The sequence below is a fragment of the Rhodococcus sp. 852002-51564_SCH6189132-a genome (genome assembly GCF_001665495.1).
GTDB classification, from domain to species: Bacteria; Actinomycetota; Actinomycetes; order Mycobacteriales; family Mycobacteriaceae; genus Rhodococcus; species Rhodococcus pyridinivorans.
In genome coordinates, this window is the sequence record NZ_LZMJ01000040.1 from 1 (window position 1) to 17,303 (window position 17,303).

16 protein-coding genes are annotated in these 17,303 nt (G+C 67.2%); 8 read left to right on the forward strand and 8 right to left on the reverse strand.

All coding sequences use genetic code 11. From position 1 onward, the window contains the following. Nucleotides 1-150: 150 nt before the first annotated feature. On the reverse strand, nt 151-348 hold the full coding sequence (locus tag A5767_RS09985; RefSeq protein WP_019291151.1) for a hypothetical protein: 198 nt from the start codon (nt 346-348) through the stop codon (nt 151-153). Nucleotides 349-797: 449 nt separating this feature from the next. Here A5767_RS09985 and A5767_RS09990 point away from each other — a divergent pair, with 449 nt between their 5' ends. Both A5767_RS09990 and A5767_RS09995 read left to right on the forward strand, forming a co-directional pair. Beyond that, a complete protein-coding gene (locus A5767_RS09990) occupies nt 798-1,154 on the forward strand; it encodes a hypothetical protein (protein ID WP_019291150.1) in 357 nt (118 codons plus the stop codon). Between the two features lie 137 nt (nt 1,155-1,291). Then, entirely contained in the window at nt 1,292-2,545 is a 1,254-nt protein-coding gene (locus A5767_RS09995) for a glycosyltransferase (RefSeq protein ID WP_082937653.1), read from the forward strand. Nucleotides 2,546-2,577: 32 nt separating this feature from the next. Here A5767_RS09995 and A5767_RS10000 read toward each other — a convergent pair whose 3' ends face one another. Together A5767_RS10000 and A5767_RS10005 are read right to left on the reverse strand one after the other, a co-directional pair. After that, entirely contained in the window at nt 2,578-3,069 is a 492-nt protein-coding gene (locus tag A5767_RS10000; RefSeq protein ID WP_064852211.1) for a hypothetical protein, read from the reverse strand. A gap of 187 nt (nt 3,070-3,256) precedes the next feature. Further along, nucleotides 3,257-3,700 carry an STAS domain-containing protein gene (locus tag A5767_RS10005; protein ID WP_006553574.1) on the reverse strand — a complete coding sequence of 148 codons (444 nt, stop codon included), beginning with the start codon at nt 3,698-3,700 and terminating at the stop codon, nt 3,257-3,259. Between the two features lie 308 nt (nt 3,701-4,008). On the opposite strand from A5767_RS10005, the gene A5767_RS10010 reads away from it, so the two are divergent. Further along, nucleotides 4,009-4,428: an anti-sigma factor gene (locus A5767_RS10010; RefSeq protein ID WP_006553575.1), complete on the forward strand. Its 420-nt coding sequence runs from the start codon at nt 4,009-4,011 to the stop codon at nt 4,426-4,428. Beyond that, entirely contained in the window at nt 4,425-5,207 is a 783-nt protein-coding gene (locus tag A5767_RS10015) for a SigB/SigF/SigG family RNA polymerase sigma factor (RefSeq protein WP_006553576.1), read from the forward strand. The genes A5767_RS10010 and A5767_RS10015 overlap by 4 nt, the downstream gene beginning before the upstream one ends. A gap of 42 nt (nt 5,208-5,249) precedes the next feature. On the opposite strand, the gene A5767_RS10020 is transcribed toward A5767_RS10015, so the two are convergent. The 4 genes from A5767_RS10020 to aceA all read right to left on the reverse strand — a co-directional run bounded on the left by A5767_RS10020 (nt 5,250) and on the right by aceA (nt 11,148). Then, complete coding sequence (locus A5767_RS10020; RefSeq protein WP_039585432.1) at nt 5,250-6,308, reverse strand: NAD(P)-dependent alcohol dehydrogenase; 1,059 nt, start codon at nt 6,306-6,308, stop codon at nt 5,250-5,252. 79 nt (nt 6,309-6,387) lie between these two features. Then, nucleotides 6,388-8,688 carry a 5-methyltetrahydropteroyltriglutamate--homocysteine S-methyltransferase gene (metE, locus tag A5767_RS10025; RefSeq protein WP_064852238.1) on the reverse strand — a complete coding sequence of 767 codons (2,301 nt, stop codon included), beginning with the start codon at nt 8,686-8,688 and terminating at the stop codon, nt 6,388-6,390. A gap of 105 nt (nt 8,689-8,793) precedes the next feature. After that, on the reverse strand, nt 8,794-9,690 hold the full coding sequence (locus A5767_RS10030) for a 3-hydroxybutyryl-CoA dehydrogenase (protein ID WP_019291147.1): 897 nt from the start codon (nt 9,688-9,690) through the stop codon (nt 8,794-8,796). Nucleotides 9,691-9,858: 168 nt separating this feature from the next. Further along, nucleotides 9,859-11,148, reverse strand: a complete 1,290-nt coding sequence (gene aceA / locus A5767_RS10035) for an isocitrate lyase (protein ID WP_006553580.1) — start codon at nt 11,146-11,148, stop codon at nt 9,859-9,861. A 534-nt stretch (nt 11,149-11,682) separates the two neighbouring features. Here aceA and A5767_RS10040 point away from each other — a divergent pair. From A5767_RS10040 to A5767_RS10050, 3 genes are read left to right on the forward strand one after another with little or no spacing between them, the layout of a single operon-like run. Beyond that, on the forward strand, nt 11,683-12,825 hold the full coding sequence (locus A5767_RS10040; RefSeq protein ID WP_231913157.1) for a globin domain-containing protein: 1,143 nt from the start codon (nt 11,683-11,685) through the stop codon (nt 12,823-12,825). A 53-nt stretch (nt 12,826-12,878) separates the two neighbouring features. Beyond that, nucleotides 12,879-14,291, forward strand: coding sequence for an acetate metabolism transcriptional regulator RamB (gene ramB / locus A5767_RS10045; protein WP_006553582.1), 1,413 nt, complete (start codon nt 12,879-12,881; stop codon nt 14,289-14,291). Between the two features lie 19 nt (nt 14,292-14,310). Continuing rightward, nucleotides 14,311-14,712 carry a PPOX class F420-dependent oxidoreductase gene (locus A5767_RS10050; RefSeq protein ID WP_024101771.1) on the forward strand — a complete coding sequence of 134 codons (402 nt, stop codon included), beginning with the start codon at nt 14,311-14,313 and terminating at the stop codon, nt 14,710-14,712. 67 nt (nt 14,713-14,779) lie between these two features. Here the strand turns inward: A5767_RS10050 and A5767_RS10055 are convergent, their stop codons facing one another. Continuing rightward, entirely contained in the window at nt 14,780-15,673 is an 894-nt protein-coding gene (locus tag A5767_RS10055) for a type IV toxin-antitoxin system AbiEi family antitoxin domain-containing protein (RefSeq protein ID WP_039585434.1), read from the reverse strand. Nucleotides 15,674-16,005: 332 nt separating this feature from the next. Between A5767_RS10055 and urtA the strand changes: the two genes are divergently transcribed. After that, entirely contained in the window at nt 16,006-17,280 is a 1,275-nt protein-coding gene (gene urtA, locus A5767_RS10060) for an urea ABC transporter substrate-binding protein (protein ID WP_064852213.1), read from the forward strand. The last annotated feature ends 23 nt before the right edge of the window (nt 17,281-17,303 follow it).

Genomic DNA, 17,303 nt, shown 5'->3' on the forward strand with positions numbered 1-17,303 from the left:
CCCACCAGGCGCCCCCCCCCGGGCGCCCGCGCGGGCGGGCCCCCCCCCCCCGCCCCCCCCCGGGGGGGGGGGGGCCCCCCCACCCTTGGTGGGTCCGCCCCCCCCCACGCTCCGCACCTCGAACAGCGACAGACCCGAAGGAATGCGGACCTACCCGCTCGGCTGCGGCACCTCGCACTCGACCTGGGGATTGACGCCCGCGTAGTTGAGCGGCCCGGCCACCACCGTAACTGCCACCGTCGCGAGACTGCTGCAATTCTGGTCCGAGTCGCTGAAGTAGCCGCGCTGACCGGCCGCCACCGCACCGATGATCAACCAGATCAGGACCACGAGACTCACCAATCGCACGACCTCACCTCGATCCGTCTCATATGCCGGACCGTCCGGCCGGGTAGCAATACCCGAGGGGGAAACCGAACAAACGCACCGAGCGCCCTGATCCGGCCCTAACGGACAAAACTCTCCAAGGTCGGATCGGGCGGGGATGAATCCGGGTCCGGCGGCGCCTGGCGCTCGCAGGAGACGGACGTCGAACTGCGGGCACTGGCCGAACGACTCGTATACGAGATCACGTCCTTGCCGGCCCTCGCCGAACAGCATCGGAGTCACTTCGACCACGTCTTCATGACCGTGCACCAGCGCGCCTGACGCCCGACTCACCCCACCTCTCGTGGGGCGACCACCGCACATCCGGATTGGGCGACCTGGCCAGGGGTACTCGGAGAGCGAGTCACGCCGGCCGTTGCGCGCGTGCGCCGCCATCGCGCGTGCACCGTTCGGCCACGAGAAGGAGAGCCATGACCCAGGATGTGGAGAAACGCTGGAACGACCCCCGGACGGCCCGTAAGGCCACGATGTACGCGGGGGGCGTGATCGTCGCTGCGCTCGTGGTGATGGGCGTCGCCATCCTCTGGGGCACGAACTCCGGACAGGACTGCAGCGACGCCGCATTCGCGGTGTGCACCGATCCCGCCCGCCAGATCCTGGTCTTCGGACCCACACTCGTGCTCCTGCTCGGCGGACTCGGCGCACTGCTGACGGCCTACCGCACGTGGAAGCGCGGCGGTCGCTGGCCGATCTGGCAGGGTGCGGGATGGGTACTGCTGGTGCTGATGGTCGTCTACGCCACCATCTCCGCCCGCGCCATCATCTGATCCGGGACCGGTCGTGCCGGCCCGGTGCGGCCGGAGCCACCGACCCACACGAACGAACAGGTGGGGCAGCAGCGTATTTCGGTTCGTACCGGCGCGCCGTGACCGGTTTATCCCCCACCACACACGGGAATACCGCTGTGGTGAAGATCGCGATGGTTGCCGGACAAGTGAATCCCCTGCTCGGTCACGGCGCGCACGCAGATGCGCCGCCGCAAGGACTTCACGTCCACCTGGCCGAACTGTCGTCCGCCCTCGCCGGGGCCGGTCACGAGGTGGTGGTCTACACACGCCGCGAGGACCGCGACGACCCCGACCGGATCTCCGCCCCCGGTGGATACGAGGTGGTGCAGGTACCGGCAGGACCACCGTCCCCTCTGCGTCCCGACGAAACCGCCTCTGCGATGGGGGAATTCGGGAGCTTCCTGGATCGGGAGTGGCGCCGGCGGCCACCGGACATCACCCACGCCCACTACTGGCTGTCCGGAATGGCCACGCAGCTCGCCACCCGTTCGCTGGGCATCCCCACGGTTCAGACCTTCCATTCCCTCGGCACGGTCGAGCACCGGATCCGGGAGAAGACTGCGATGGACGCGTCCGCGCGCGACCGAATCCGCTTGGAGCGGCTCCTCGCCCGGGGCGCGACACGCATGATCGCGACGAGTTCCGACGAGGTGTTCGAGCTGGCGCGCATGGGACTTCCCCGCACGCGGACCACGGTGGTGCCGAGCGGCGTGGACGCCGTGCACTACAGCACCGCTGCCGCTCCCGACACCACGAGGACCCGCAAGCATCGTCTGCTCGCAGCCGGCCCTCTCGAACTGGGCTCCGGATTCGACATCGCCATCGAAGCGCTGGCGGGCATTCCCGACACCGAGTTGATCATCGCCGCGCATCCCGCTCCCCCGTACTTGTCGCGCCGAGCGGACGAGCAGGAGAAGTCCCGTCTCGTGAAGCTCGCACGCGTACGCGGTGTGCAGGGACGCGTCCGGATCCGCCGCGATGTCGGGCGGGACGAGATGCCCGGTCTGCTCCTGTCCGCCGACGCCGTGGTCTCCACTCCCTGGCACGATCCGTCGGGGATGCTCGCCCTGCAGGCGATGTCGTGCGGTCGCCCGGTCATCGCAACTGCTTCCGGTGGAATGCTCGACACCGTGCTCGACGAGGCGACCGGCCTTCTCGTGCCCACCCGCTCCCCCGAGGCCGTCGCGGCCGCCGCGCGCCGGCTTCTCTCCGATGCGACGACGCGCGCCACCTTCGGTATCGCCGGACGCGACCGCGTTCTCGCCCGGTACACCTGGGATCGCGTGGCGGAGGACACCCTTCGCGCCTACGAACGCTGCGTGCCGGTCCGGCGTACTGCACACCGGACCGCACGGACCGGCGTGCAGTAGCGCCCGTCGAACCTCTACAGGCGCCGGAACGATCAGCGACGGAAGTCCTGATCGTTCCGGTGTGCGCCCGCTGGGCCGGCCTCGTCGCCCGGCACGGTGTTCGGGACCTGATCCGACGAATCTGCCGTCCGCGGAACCGGATCCGCGCGGTGATCACCGCGCTCGGCGTGTTCCGCCGAACGGGGATCCAGCTCTTCCGCCCGGCGACGACGCTCGTCGAGTTCGGCTCGTGCCGCTTCGGCGGTACGACGTTCCTCCTCGGAGCGGGCGCGCAGCCGCTCCGCCTCGGCCGCCTTCGCTTCGGCGTCCGCCGCGGCGCGACGGGCCTCCGCTTCGGTGCGTTCGGCCGACGCCGCCCGCTGTTCGACTCCCGGCCTGTTCTCCTCGACGCTGCGACGCAGACGTTCGGCTTCGGCACGCCGGCGCTCGGCACGCCGGTTGCGGAGCGTCCACCCCAGCACCGCCACTACCACCAACGCGACGACCACCGCTATCACCAGCAGAATCCAGTCGTTCGTGCTCATCTCGACCTCCTCGGGTTCACCAGCGGGTTCCCCCGGGTCGAAGTGACGAAACGGGCGCCTCGGGCCGAGCGGCGGATCGGAGATGCCCTCCGAACAGAACCGTTGCCGCCCGGGAAACCCGAACGGCAACGGTATGGAGGGGCGTGGCGGATTGCGGCCACGCCGTATGGTCGGCTCTCCCGGCCTGTTACTTCACGCGAGCGAGCGCAGCAAGCGCTGCTTCACGTGTTCTGCATGCCTTGGAAGCGATGGTCGCGTCGGCGACCCGGAGCAACCGTTCCACCGGTCGCCCACTCAGAAGTGCCCAGCGGACGTTCAGGGCACGCGCACGTTCGTCGAGATCGTCGAAGACCGACAACCCGGCCGCACCGAAGAATTCGACTGCTCCGAGATCGACGACCATACGGATCGATTCTTCGAGCTGCCGATGGGTGAACGCGTGTAGAGCGTGTGCGTTGCGGATGTCGATCTCGCCTCGCACGTCGATCCAGACGAGGTCCGGTTCGATCTTCTGCGCGCTGAATTCTGCGCCGACGACCCGTTCTGCGGGAATGTCGGACCTGATCGGCCGAGCCGACCACCCGGATGGGACGGAATCTACCTGTGCGGCAATTCGCTGAGGAACTGTCATAGCACTTCCCAACATCGAAAATTGCAGGAAGCACGACCTACGAGACAGGCACAACCGGTGACCGATCGGAACCCTCCCGAAACAGGGGTGCTTCCGTGTTCTCGGCTGTGTGCTCAACCTTCTGCCGCCACAGTAGTCCACGAACCACGGGCACTCAACACGCCGATCGTGCATTTCGGGAATGTTGCGGCCCCCTGCCCAGGTCACGGTGGATGGATTGAATTCGCGGTATCTGGGTAATCTCTCCGACGACCAGACAGACACGACCCGCTCGTACCCCCACTCCCCGTACTGGAGACATCAGGCTCATGGCAAAATCCGCGTCGATCGAATCGGCACGCGACCACAATCCCCCGGTAGTCGAACTTCGAGTAGAGGCCCATCCCGACCAGCTCGCAGTGCTCCGAGCGGTAGCCGCCGCGATCGCGCTGCAGCACGACTTCGACCTCGATACCGTTGCGGATGTGAAGCTCGCCGTCGACGAAGCGGCCACGCGGCTGATCATGGGCGCACCCGAGGACGCGATCCTGGCGTGCTCGTTCCGGGCGGCTCTCCCGCTGCTGCACATCAGCCTGTCGGCGCCCACGAACGACGCCTCCGAGATCGGGCAGCCGCGCTCCTTCGGATGGCACGTGCTCAACTCGCTGACCGAGTCCATCTCGGTGACGAGCGACGACTCGCGCGCCACGATCGACATGTCCATCGCCGAAGGCAGCGCCGATCGGTGACGCGCAACACGGGTAGGTCGAGCGACGAGTACGCCGACGTCACCGAAACGTTGAGAACACTCCTCGCACTCGAGGAGGGCGACCCCGGTCGCATCCGCATCCGCGACGCAGTGGTCGAGCGGTGCCTGCCGCTCGCCGAGCACATCGCCCGGCGCTTCGACGGCCGTGGTGAGGCCTTCGAAGATCTGCTGCAGGTCGCGCGCCTGGGCCTGGTCAACGCGGTCGACCGTTTCGACCCCGAACGCGGTTCGGATTTCGTCTCCTTCGCGGTCCCCACGATCATGGGCGAGGTGCGCCGGCACTTCCGTGACGCCGGCTGGGCGGTTCGTGTGCCGCGACGCATGAAGGAACTGCATCTGTCCCTGAGCAAGGCCACGTCCGAGCTCTCCCAGCAGCTCGGACGTGCACCCACCGCGTCCGAGCTCGCCGAGGTACTCGGCATCGATCAGGAGGAGGTGCTGCAGGGTCTCGTGGCCGGCAACGCCTACCAGACCGTGTCGGTCGACCGGTCGTCCCCGTCCGGCGACGACGGGCTCACCCTCGCCGACACGCTCGGCGACTACGACGCCGCGCTCGACGAGGTCGAGAACCACGAGGCGCTGCGTCCGCTGCTCGAGGCCCTTCCGGCCCGCGAACGCACGGTCGTGCTGCTGCGCTTCTTCGGCAACATGACGCAGACGCAGATCGCCGAGCGCGTGGGTGTCTCGCAGATGCACGTGTCGCGTCTGCTCACGAAGACCCTCGCGCAGCTCCGCGATCAGCTCGGCGACAACTTCTGACGGGTCGACGTCCCGGGGCCCGGGCCCGGGCCGCCGACGCGGTCAGAACGTCGAGGCGTCGATCACGAAGCGATAGCGCACATCACTGGCGACCACACGGTCGTATGCCTCGTTGATACGGTCCGCGGAGATCAGCTCGATCTCCGCACCGATGCCGTGCTCTGCGCAGAAGTCGAGCATCGCCTGCGTGTCGGGGATTCCGCCGACATTCGATCCGGCCATCGCACGATCGTTCATCGCGAGCGAGAACGCCCGCACCGACAGCGGCTTCTCGGGCAGGCCGAGGCCGACGAGGGTGCCGTGCAGCCGCAGCAACGACAGGTAGCGGTCGAGGTCGAGGTTGACCGAGACGGTGTTGAGGATCAGATCGAACTTCCCGCGCAACTCCTTGAAGGTCGACTCGTCCTCGGTGGACCGGTAGTCGACCGCACCGAAGCGCAGGCCGTCGTCCCGCTTCGACAGCGAGTGACCGAGCACGGTCACCTCCGCACCCATCGCTGCCGCGATCTTCACTCCGACATGCCCGAGACCGCCCATGCCGATGATCGCGACCTTGCTCCCCGGCCCGGCATTCCACCGCTTCAGCGGCGAGTACAGGGTGATTCCCGCGCACAGCAGAGGCGCCGCGGCGGCCGGGTCGAGTCCGTCGGGAATCCTCAGGACGAAGTGTTCGGTGACGACGATGTGTGTCGAGTAGCCGCCCTGGGTGACGGAGCCGTCGCGGTCGACGGAGTTGTAGGTTCCCGTCACCCGACTGGTGCAGTGCTGCTCGAATCCTGTTCGGCAGGGCTCACATTCACCACAGGAGTTCACGAAGCAACCCACGCCGACGCGGTCTCCGACGGCGTGCTTCGTGACACCGGAACCGACGGCGGCGACGGTGCCGACGATCTCGTGGCCCGGCACGATCGGGTACTTGGTTCCGCCCCACTCGTTCCGGGCGGTGTGGATGTCGGAATGGCAGATGCCGGCGAATTCGATGGCGATGAGCACGTCGAGCGGGCCGAGGGCACGTCGTTCGACGGTGGTCTTCGACAGGGGCGCGTCGGGCGCGGTGGCGGCGTATGCGGCGACGGTGGTCGTACCGGTTGTGGACGTCATTCCTCCACAACTACTCCGCCTCGCGACGACGTGCACCCGCGGGGGACTCCCGCAGGTGCACGTCGTGGAGACGGTTCGACTATCCGGCCTGGTCGGACCGGTGTGTCGCCCGGCGGCGCAGTCGTCGCGCCGCAGCGACGAGGTTGCGCAGCGACGGCTCGAGCTGCCAGTGGTGACGGGTCTTGAGACCACCGTCCGGATTGGCCCACAAGCGGTCGAGTTCCACCGATTCCGCCGCCTCGCTGAGCAACTCGTCGAGCTCGTCGATGTCCGGGATCCGGGCCGAGCGGGACTCGTAGACACCGGGACCGACACCGTGGGACAGCGCGCGGTCCTTGATCGCCTCGAGCACCCAGCGGATCGAGCGTGTCGCCACGATCGCCGTGACGTCGGCGTCGAGCCGCTCGATCGCGTCGACCACCGACACCTGACCCGAATAGGTCAGGTGCGTGTGGATCTGCGTCTCCGGCTTCGCGCCACCGGTGGCGAGACGGAAGGCGTCGACGGCCCAGTCGAGGTACTCGGAGCGCCCGTCCTGCCGCAGCGGCAACAGTTCCCGGATGGCCGGTTCGTCGACCTGGATGATCGCGATGCCCGCCCGCTCGAGATCGGCGATCTCGTCGCGGATGGCCAGCGCGAGCTGGTCGGCCGTCTCGTGGAGCGGCTGATCCTGACGCACGTAGGAACGCGCCAGCATCGTCACCGGACCGGTGAGCATGCCCTTGACCGGCTTGTCGGTCAGCGACTGCGCGAACGAGATCCACTCGACCGTCATCGGCTTCGGCCGCACGATGTCGCCGTAGAGGATCGGCGGACGCGTGCAGCGCGAACCGTAGGCCTGCACCCAGCCGAAGTGGGTGGTGGCAAAGCCCTCCATCAGCTCGGCGAAGTACTGCACCATGTCGTTGCGTTCGTGCTCGCCGTGGGCGAGGACGTCGAGACCGATGTCCTCCTGCAGACGGATGGTGGACTCGATCTCCTCCTGGATCCGCTTGACGTACTCGCCGTACGACATCCGGCCACGACCGAGTTCCGCTCGTGCCCTGCGGATCTCCGCGGTCTGCGGGAACGACCCCAGGGTTGTCACCGGCACCGGCGGCAGATCCAGTCGCTTCTGCTGCGCGGCGCGGCGCTCCTCGTACGGCGCGCGCACCCGATGGGCGGGCGTGACCGCGTTCAGACGTGCACGGACGGTGTGCTTCTGCTTGAAGTGCACCGACACGGGCGGCTTGCGCCACCGCTCCTCGGCTCCGGTCGTGAGCGCCTTGGCAAGGGAGACCACCTCCCCCACCTTCTGCTTCGCGAACGCGAGACGGTCGGCGACGTCGCCGGGGATGTCGTACTCGACGAGCAGGTCGTAGGGCACGTGCAGCAGCGAGGACGAGGTCGACACGACGAGATCCGGTGCGACCGCGGCGAGCGACTTCAGGTAGTCGAGGGTGCGGTGGCGGTCGACCTTCCACACGTTGCGGCCGTCGACGACACCGGCGTAGATGCGCTTGCGCTTGAGTCCGGGCACTGCGGCCAGTTCGTCCGCGCTCATGCGGCCGTTGACCAGGTCCAGGCCGATCGCCTCGATCTTCGACGCGGCCAGGATCGGCAGTGCCTCACCGAGATGCCCGTACGGGCCGGTCACGAGCAGACGCGGACGCAGCGGAGCGTGCGAGAGCGCGTCGTAGGTACGCGCGAGGGCTGCGAGCTCCTCCCCGCTGCGGTCCTCGGTGAACGACGGCTCGTCGAGCTGCACGCAGGTGGCACCGGCACGGGCGAGCTGCTCGAAGAGCTTCTCGTATTCGGGGAGCAGCGCGTCGAGCAGGTCGAGGGTGCGGAAACCCTCCTTCGTCGACGTCGGTGCGACCTTCGACAGCAGCAGCAGCGAGACCGGGCCGAGCACCACCGGCCGCAGCTCGATACCCTCGGCCTTCGCACGCTCGAACTCGTCGAGTACGGCCGCCGAATTCAGCTCGAAGACGGTGTTCTCGTCGAGTTCGGGCTGGCGGTAGTGGTAGTTGCTGCCGAACCAGCGCACCAGCTCGAGCGGCGGGAAGTCCTCGCGGCCACGGCACAGCGTGAAGTACAGATCGAGCGGGTCGAGCTCATCGGCCAGTGGACGGAACCGCTCGGGCAGCGCGCCGAACAACAGCGCGTTGTCCAGGACGTGATCGTAGTAGGAGAACGTGTTGCCGGGTACCTGGGTCAGACCCGTGGCTGCGAGCTCGCGCCAGGTGTTCTCCTGGAGCTCGCGAGCGACCGCGACAAGTTCGTCGCGCGTGCCCTCACCGTGCCAGTAGGCCTCGAGGGCGAACTTGAGCTCGCGGCGGGGCCCGATGCGCGGGTACCCGAGGATGCTCGATCCGTATCCGTCGGCGAGAGTTGCCATGTCGGCGTCGACCTTTCCCTCATGCACGTCGCGCCCGTGCACCGGTGACCAGTGTTCGGAACACTGTCGCCGGGCACGGGCGCCGTGTGCGGTGGTGCTACCTGGCTAGCCGGCCTTCTTGACCGTGCGACCGTTGTCGGCGTACTCGTAGAAGCCGGCGCCCGACTTCTTGCCGACGAGTCCCGCCTCGACCATGCGCTGTAGCAGCGGCGGGGCCGAGTACAGGGGCTCTTTGAACTCCTCGTACATGGAGTCGGCGATCGACTTGACGGTGTCCAGACCGACCAGGTCGGTCAGGGCGAGCGGACCCATCGGGTGGGCGCAACCCAGGACCATCGTCTTGTCGATGTCCTCCTTGGTGGCGAAGCCGGACTCGACCATCCGGATCGCCGAGAGCAGGTACGGCACCAGCAGTGCGTTGGCGATGAAACCTGCACGGTCGGAGGACCGCACGACCTGCTTGCCCAGTACGTCGGCTGCGAACGCCTCGGCGCGCTCGGCGACGGTGGGGCTGGTCTTCAGGGTGGTGACGAGCTCGACGAGCGGGAGCACCGGAACAGGGTTGAAGAAGTGCATGCCGATGACACGCTCGGGCGCACCGGTCGCGATACCGAGCTTCATGATCGGGATCGACGAGGTGTTCGAGGCGAGCACCGCGTTGGGATCGGTGACGATCTTGTCGAGCTCCGCGAGGATCTCGCTCTTGACCTTCTCGTCCTCGACGACGGCCTCCACCACGAGCTGCCGATCGGCGAAGTCACCGAGATCGGAGGTGAAGCGCAGACGCCATGCGGCCTGCTCACGCTCCCGTTCGGTGATCTTTCCGCTGCTCACGCCCCGGTCCAGCGACCGGAGGATCCGGGCACGTCCGGCAGCCGCGAGTTCGCGGGTCTGCTCGAACACCAGTACGTCGACATGAGCGCGTGCGCACACCTCGGCGATACCTGCGCCCATGATGCCGGCGCCGATCACGCCGACGCGCTGAATCTTTTCGCTGGTCACGTCAGCTCCTTCTCGTTGTGGGGGTCGTGGCCGAGGCCGGAAGTACAAGCGAGGACCCGTCGGGTGCGCGCGTTTCGAACTGCTCCGGATACGCACGCACCCCGCGGCAGGACATGGGGACCTGTGGATCCCGCCGCGGGGTGGTGGACCTCGGGGTGGCGCTGGTTCCTAGTGGAACTGGCCTTCCTCGGTGGAGCCCTTCAGGGCAGCCGTGGAGGTGTTGGGATCGACGGTGGTGGCGATGGTGTCGAAGTAGCCGGCACCGACCTCACGCTGGTGCTTGATGGCGGTGAAGCCGCGCTCCTTGGCCGCCTTGAACTCGCGCTCCTGCAGGTCGACGAAGGCCGTCATGCCCTCGCGGGCGTAGCCGTGCGCCAGGTCGAACATGCCGTAGTTGAGCGAGTGGAAGCCGGCGAGGGTGATGAACTGGAACTTGAAGCCCATCGCGCCGAGCTCCTTCTGGAACTTCGCGATGGTCGCGTCGTCCAGGTGAGCCTTCCAGTTGAAGGACGGCGAGCAGTTGTAGGCCAGCAGCTGGTCCGGGAACTCGCTGCGGACGCCCTCGGCGAACTTCTTGGCGACCTCGAGGTCCGGAACACCGGTCTCCATCCAGATGAGGTCGGAGTACGGAGCGTAGGCCTTCGCACGGGCGATGCAGGGCTCGATGCCGTTCTTGACGTGGTAGAAGCCCTCGGCGGTGCGCTCACCGGTGATGAACGGGCGGTCACGCTCGTCGACATCGGAGGTGATGAGGGTCGCGGCCTCGGCGTCGGTGCGGGCGATGACCACGGTCGGGACGTCCGCGACGTCGGCCGCGAGGCGAGCCGAGGTCAGGGTGCGGATGTGCTGCTGCGTGGGGATGAGCACCTTGCCACCGAGGTGACCGCACTTCTTCTCCGACGCGAGCTGGTCCTCCCAGTGGGAACCGGCGACGCCGGCCGCGATCATGGCCTTCTGCAGCTCGTAGACGTTGAGGGCGCCACCGAAGCCGGCCTCACCGTCGGCGACGATCGGAGCGAGCCAGTTGTCGACGGACGTGTCGCCCTCGACCTTGGCGATCTCGTCGGCGCGCAGCAGCGCGTTGTTGATACGGCGGACGACCTGCGGAACCGAGTTCGCCGGGTACAGCGACTGGTCCGGGTAGGTGTGGCCGGACAGGTTGGCGTCGCCGGCGACCTGCCAACCGGAGAGGTAGATGGCCTTCAGGCCGGCGCGGACCTGCTGGACCGCCTGGTTACCGGTGAGGGCGCCGAGCGAGTTGATGTAGTCCTCGTTGTTGACGAGGTCCCACAGGATCTCGGAACCGCGGCGAGCGAGGGTGGCTTCCTCGACGACGTTGCCCTGCAGCTTGGCGACCTGCTCGGCGGTGTAGTTGCGGGTGATCCCCTTCCAGCGCGGATTGGTGTCCCAATCCTTCTGGATCTCTTCTGCAGTCCTCGGGGTGCCGGTGGTCGACATCAAATCTCCACTCTCTAGATCTGCCCCGCTCGGGATGAAGCAGTACGCGTGTACGACTTCACATCCTTTGCGTGCCGTTCGGATGTACAAGAACGACAATGGCACAGTCCAAAAAGCCCGTCTACCTGTTGCTAATGCCAATCTCGGCTATTTTCGTCGCAGCCATTGCGAAGATTGCCAATCGATGGTCGGTCCAACTACCCGAATCGGGCACGGGTTTATTACCCGCGAGTAGTAACTACCTCGGCTTTTGCCGCTGCCGTCCGGCCCACACCGCCGGGACGCCTCGTCCCGCCGACTCCCCCACCTCGGGACGGATCGGACACCTGCCTGTGACTGCCTTCACAAACGGTGATCGTGGTTTGTGATCCCCATTGACCCCTGGAATCCCATCCGTAACATGTCTCGGGCCGGATCGGGGCCGGTGCATCGTAGTGCCTTCGTGTCTCAGGGCCCCGGCCGAACAGCCCCCGAACACGAGGAGTCGACATTCTCTCGAGTACGTCGCGGTCGATCGTCGAAGCGACCCTGCCGGTGGTCGGCGCCGAGATCGGCACGATCTCACGTGTCTTCTACAACCGGCTCTTCCGGGCCGTCCCGTCCCTGCGGGACACCTTCAACCGCACCAACCAGGCCAACGGGGCCCAGCAACGGGCGCTCGCCGACTCGGTCGCCGCTTTCGCATCACTGCTGGTCACCCACGCACCGACCGACATCGACCCGATCATGGAGCGGATCGCCGCCAAACATGCGTCCCTCGGTGTACAGGCCGCGCACTACGGGATCGTGCGGACCCACCTGTTCGCCGCGATCGCCGAGGTGCTCGGCGACGCCATCACACCGCAGGTCGCCGTGGCCTGGCACGAGGTGTACACGCTGATGGCGAACTCGCTCGTCGAGCAGGAGACGGAGCTGTACCGGCGGGCCGGTGTGGCCCCCGGTGACATCTGGCGTCGGGTGGTCGTCACCGAACACGAGTACGACGGCGCGCACGCGGCCACCTTCCACCTCCGCTCCGTCGACGGTCGGCCGCTGCCGGCCTTCCTTCCCGGCCAGTACATCTCGGTGCGGGTCGCGCTGCCGGACGGCTCCGAGCAGATCCGCCAGTACACCGTCTTCCCGGGCAGGACGAGCGGCGAGTGGGCCGTCACCGTCAAGCGCGTGCCGGGCGGACTCGTCTCCCCCGTGCTGTGCGACGGCCTGGGCGTCGACGATCACCTCCTCGTGTCACCGCCGTTCGGCAGCGTCGTCGACAGGGGCAGCGAACCGTTGCTGCTCGCCTCGGCGGGCGTGGGCGTGACGATGACGATCGCGGCGCTGCGCGACATGCAGTCCCGGGGCGACGGCCGGAGCGTCGACGTCGTCCACGTCGACCGCACCCCCTACGAGCAACCGCACCGGACCGAACTCGCCATCCTGGTCGACTCGTTGCCGGACGCCCGGCTGCACGTGCGCTACACCGAGTACGACGAGATCCGCAGCGACGGACGAACTCCACTGTCCGGGCTGACGATTCCGGGCGATGCCCGCACCTATGTGTGCGGTCCGATCACGTTCATGCGTGCCATCCGCTCGGATCTCGTCGCGTCGGGGGTATCCCCCGGGTCGATTCACTTCGAGGCGTTCGCGCCGGGCTCGTGGTTCGGCCTCGAGGCCCCACCGGTATCTGTCGATTAACACGCTGCGAACGCTACCTTGCGAAGGCTGCGAGGCAGTTCTACCCTGGGCGAATGGCCAAGACCTATGTAGGCGCCCGGCTGCGGCAGCTACGCACCGAGCGAGGACTCAGCCAGGCCGCGCTCGCCAAGACCCTCGAGATCTCGGCGAGTTATCTCAACCAGATCGAGCACGACGTCAGGCCGCTGACGGTGCCCGTCCTGCTCCGGATCAGCGAGGTCTTCGGGGTCGACGCCACCTTCTTCTCCTCGCAGGACGACACCCGTCTGATCGCGGAGATGCGGGAGGTCGCGCTCGACCGGGAGATGGGCATCGAGGCCGACGCCCAGGAGATCGCCGAGATGGTCGCAGCCCACCCCACTCTGGCGCGCGCGATGGTCAATCTCCACCGGCGCTTCCGCAACACCACCGCGCAGCTCGCCGTCGCGACCGAGGAGAGGTACAGCGACGGCAGCGGCAGCGGTGCGATCACCATGCCCCACGAGGAGGTCCGCGACTACTTCTACCAGCGGCAGAACTACCTGCACGATCTCGACACCGCGGCCGAGGAGCTGGCCAACCGCATCCGGTTCCACCGCGGCGACGTGGGGGGCGAGATCGCTCGCCGCATGACCACGGTCCACGATGTGCAGATCGTCAAGCGCATCGACCTCGGCGAGAACATCCTTCACCGCTACGACCCCGAGACCCGTGTCCTGGAGGTCGCGCCGCAGCTGTCCGGCGGGCAGCAGGTCTTCAAGCTGGCCATCGAACTCGCGTACCTGGAGTGTGGAGAGCTCATCGACCGCCTCGTCGCGGAGGGTTCGTTCACGAGCGATGCCTCACGCGCGCTGGCCCGGCTCGGGCTCGCCAACTACTGGGCGGCCGCACTGATCCTGCCGTACACGCAGTTCCACGAGATCGCAGAGGACTTCCGCTACGACGTCGAACGCCTGTCGGCCTTCTACGGCGTCAGCTACGAGACGATCGCGCACCGGCTGTCGACACTCCAACGTCCGAAGCTGCGGGGCGTCCCGTTCTCGTTCGTGCGCGTCGACCGCGCGGGCAACATGTCGAAGCGCCAGTCCGCCACCGGTTTCCACTTCTCCACCAGCGGTGGCACGTGCCCGTTGTGGAACGTCTACGAGACCTTCGCCTATCCCGGCAAGATCATGACGCAGATCGCGCAGATGCCCGACGGTCGTCGCTATCTGTGGGTCGCGCGCACGGTCGAGCGTCGCGCCGCGCGTTACGGCCAGCCGTCGAAGACGTTCGCGATCGGTCTCGGCTGCGAACTGCGGCACGCGCATCGCCTCGTCTATGCCGACGGTCTCGACCTCGACGAGTCCAATCCCGGCACGCCGATCGGCTCGGGTTGCCGCGTGTGCGAGCGGATGAACTGCCCGCAGCGCGCCTTCCCTCCCCTGGGCAAGGAGATCGACATCAACGAGCACCGCTCGTCGGTCTCGCCGTATCTGGTGCGCTGAGCGTCGGTAGGCTCGTCGCATGGCACGCACCCCCGACTCGATAGGCGCGAAGGCACTCGAGTTCCTGTCCGAGTACCACCTCGCGACGCTCACGACCCTTCGCAAGGACGGCTCGCCGCACGTCGTCGCCGTCGGGTTCACGTGGGACGGCGAGGCCGGCCTCGCCCGCGTCATCACCTTCGAGGGCTCCCAGAAGACCCTCAACGTCGAGCGCGGGGGTTACGCGGTGGTGAGCCAGGTCGACGGCGGTCGCTGGCTCACCCTCGAGGGCCCGGCCCGCGTTACGCGCGAGCCGGCCGACGTCCGCGAGGGCGAGCGTCGCTACGCCGCCCGCTACCGCGAACCCCGCCCCAACCCCCGCCGCGTCGTCATCGAGATCGCAGTCGAGCGCGTGATGGGCTCGGTCCTCGACCCCATCTGACGCATCCGCTCGCTTGTTTGCCATCCGCAGCGGAAGCAGATGCGGCACATAGCTGGGACGGTAGCGGTTACCGCCACGCACGGGCGACGGCACGGTCGAAGCGAGCGAGGACGACGTCGAACCGGGACAGTTCGGGCCACGTCCACCTGACCACTTCGAAGCCGAGGTCGCGCAGGGCGTCCTCCCGTCGCTTCTCGTTCCGTAGGGCCTCGACGCCTCCCTCGTCGTACTTGCCCATCCCGTCGAACTCACCGACGACTCCTTCGTCCTCCCAGAGGAAGTCGACCCGGGCGACGAACTGCCCGTCGGGTGTTCGTATCTCCTTCTGGAGCGTCGGTGCGGGCATGCCGGCCTGATGCATCCGGATGCGACTCAGCGATTCTCCCGGACTCTCGCTGCGACCGTCGAGAAATGCAGCCACGCGTCGCGCCGCGGCGATACCCCTACGCGGCCCGGACTCGTCGAGACAACAGAGCAACGCGGAGCCGAACTCGGCATCACGAGCCGCAGCACAATCACCCGCGATCACGGCTTCGTCGAAGTCGAGTGTGCAGGCGAGATCCACGACGGTCCGGGCGAGCGAGGTGCACGCTATGCCCGCGACCTCCGACAGGTCGTGAGGACGCAGAGGGGCGACGTGCAGGTGACGGTTCGCGTTCCTCCGACCACCACCCGATCTGCCGCGGGTGACGTGGACCCGCGTGAGATCCGGCTTCCACAGGGCGAGCCCGTGCAGGACGGCGGCGGACTCGTGGCTGATCACCGTGCCGGGCGCGAGCACTGCCCCGACGGATCGCACGCGCACGCGATAGCGATCGAGTTCGTCGAGGGAGTCGTCGCGGTGGAGGTAGACGCCGGGTTCGAGTCGCTCGAGTTCACCGGCGCGTACCGCACGACGGATCTCGGAGTCGGTCATCCCGGAAGCGAGAGCGGTGGTCCGCAGGAAAGGTGTCGGTCGCATGCGGACAACCGTGCCCGATCGTCGTGGTGCAGACGCGGTGCGAACACCGGTATTCGCGTCGCCTGTGGATGATCTCGCCACCTGTGGACAAACAGTTCGCTACACCGTCAGCTATCCGCCGCAGCGATTGCCGTAGCGGATAGCGAAGGTCGTAGCTGATGCTTGTGCGCACTTTGTAACGCCCACGAAATCTGTGTCACGAGACCGTGACCGGAAGATATTCCCGCGCAACAACTCCCTTCTACTGTGTGGCCTCACGGATACAGCGCTGTATACGCCTCCCGGATACACCGGGGTCCCCTCAGGCCACACCTTCGAAGGAAGGGCTCTACATGTCTGTTGTCAGGTCCAGGCTCGCCACCCGCGCCATCGCGGCCCCCGCAGCACTCGTCGCAGTCGGACTCGTGCTGTCCGCCTGCGGAAGCCGCGCAGGTGACGAGGGCAGCACGGCCGCCTCCGGTGCTGCGTCGTGCGTCGACACCTCGGGCGACACCGTCAAGGTCGGCTCGCTCAACTCCCTGTCGGGCACGATGGCGATCTCCGAGGTCACCGTCCGCGACTCTATCGCGCTGGCCGTCGAGGAGATCAACGCCGACGGCGGTGTGCTCGGCAAGCAGATCGAGATCGTCTCCGAGGACGGCGCATCCGAGCCGGCGGTGTTCGCGGAGAAGGCCGAAAAGCTCATCGGATCCGACTGCGTCGCAGCGGTGTTCGGTGGCTGGACATCGTCGAGTCGCAAGGCGATGCTGCCGGTCTTCGAGGACCGCAACGCGCTGCTGTACTACCCCGTCCAGTACGAGGGCCTCGAGTCGTCATCGAACATCTTCTACACCGGCGCGACCACCAACCAGCAGATCGTGCCGGCCCTGGACTACCTGAAGGAACAGGGCGTGAAGTCGCTCTACCTCGTCGGTAGCGACTACGTCTTCCCGCAGACCGCCAACCGCATCATCAAGGCGTACGCCGAGGCCAACGGCATCGAGATCAAGGGTGAGGACTACACCCCGCTCGGCTCCACCGACTTCTCCACCATCGTCAACAAGGTGCGCACCGCCGACGCCGACGCGGTGTTCAACACACTCAACGGCGACTCCAACGTCGCGTTCTTCCGCGAGTACACCAACGCCGGCCTCGACGCGAAGGACATGCCGGTCGTGTCGGTGTCCATCGCCGAAGAGGAGGTGGGCGGTATCGGCGCGCAGAACATCGAGGGCCAGCTCACCGCGTGGAACTACTACCAGACCGTCGACTCCCCCGAGAACACCTCGTTCGTCGAGGCGTACAAGGCGAAGTACGGCGCGAACAAGCCGACCTCCGATCCCATGGAGGCCGCCTACACCTCGGTCTACCTGTGGAAGAACACCGTCGAGAAGGCCGAGTCCTTCGAGGTCGACGACGTCGTCGAAGCCGCCGACGGCGTGACCTTCGACGCCCCCGAGGGCACCGTCACGATCGATGGCGACAACCACCACATCACCAAGACCGCTCGCATCGGTGAGATCCGCGGCGACGGCCTGATCTACACCGTCTGGGAGTCCGACGGCGCCATCGAGCCCGACCCGTACCTCGAGTCCTACGACTGGGCGTCGGGCCTGTCCGGTAACTGAGCACGGAAGCCGAAGAGGGAGAC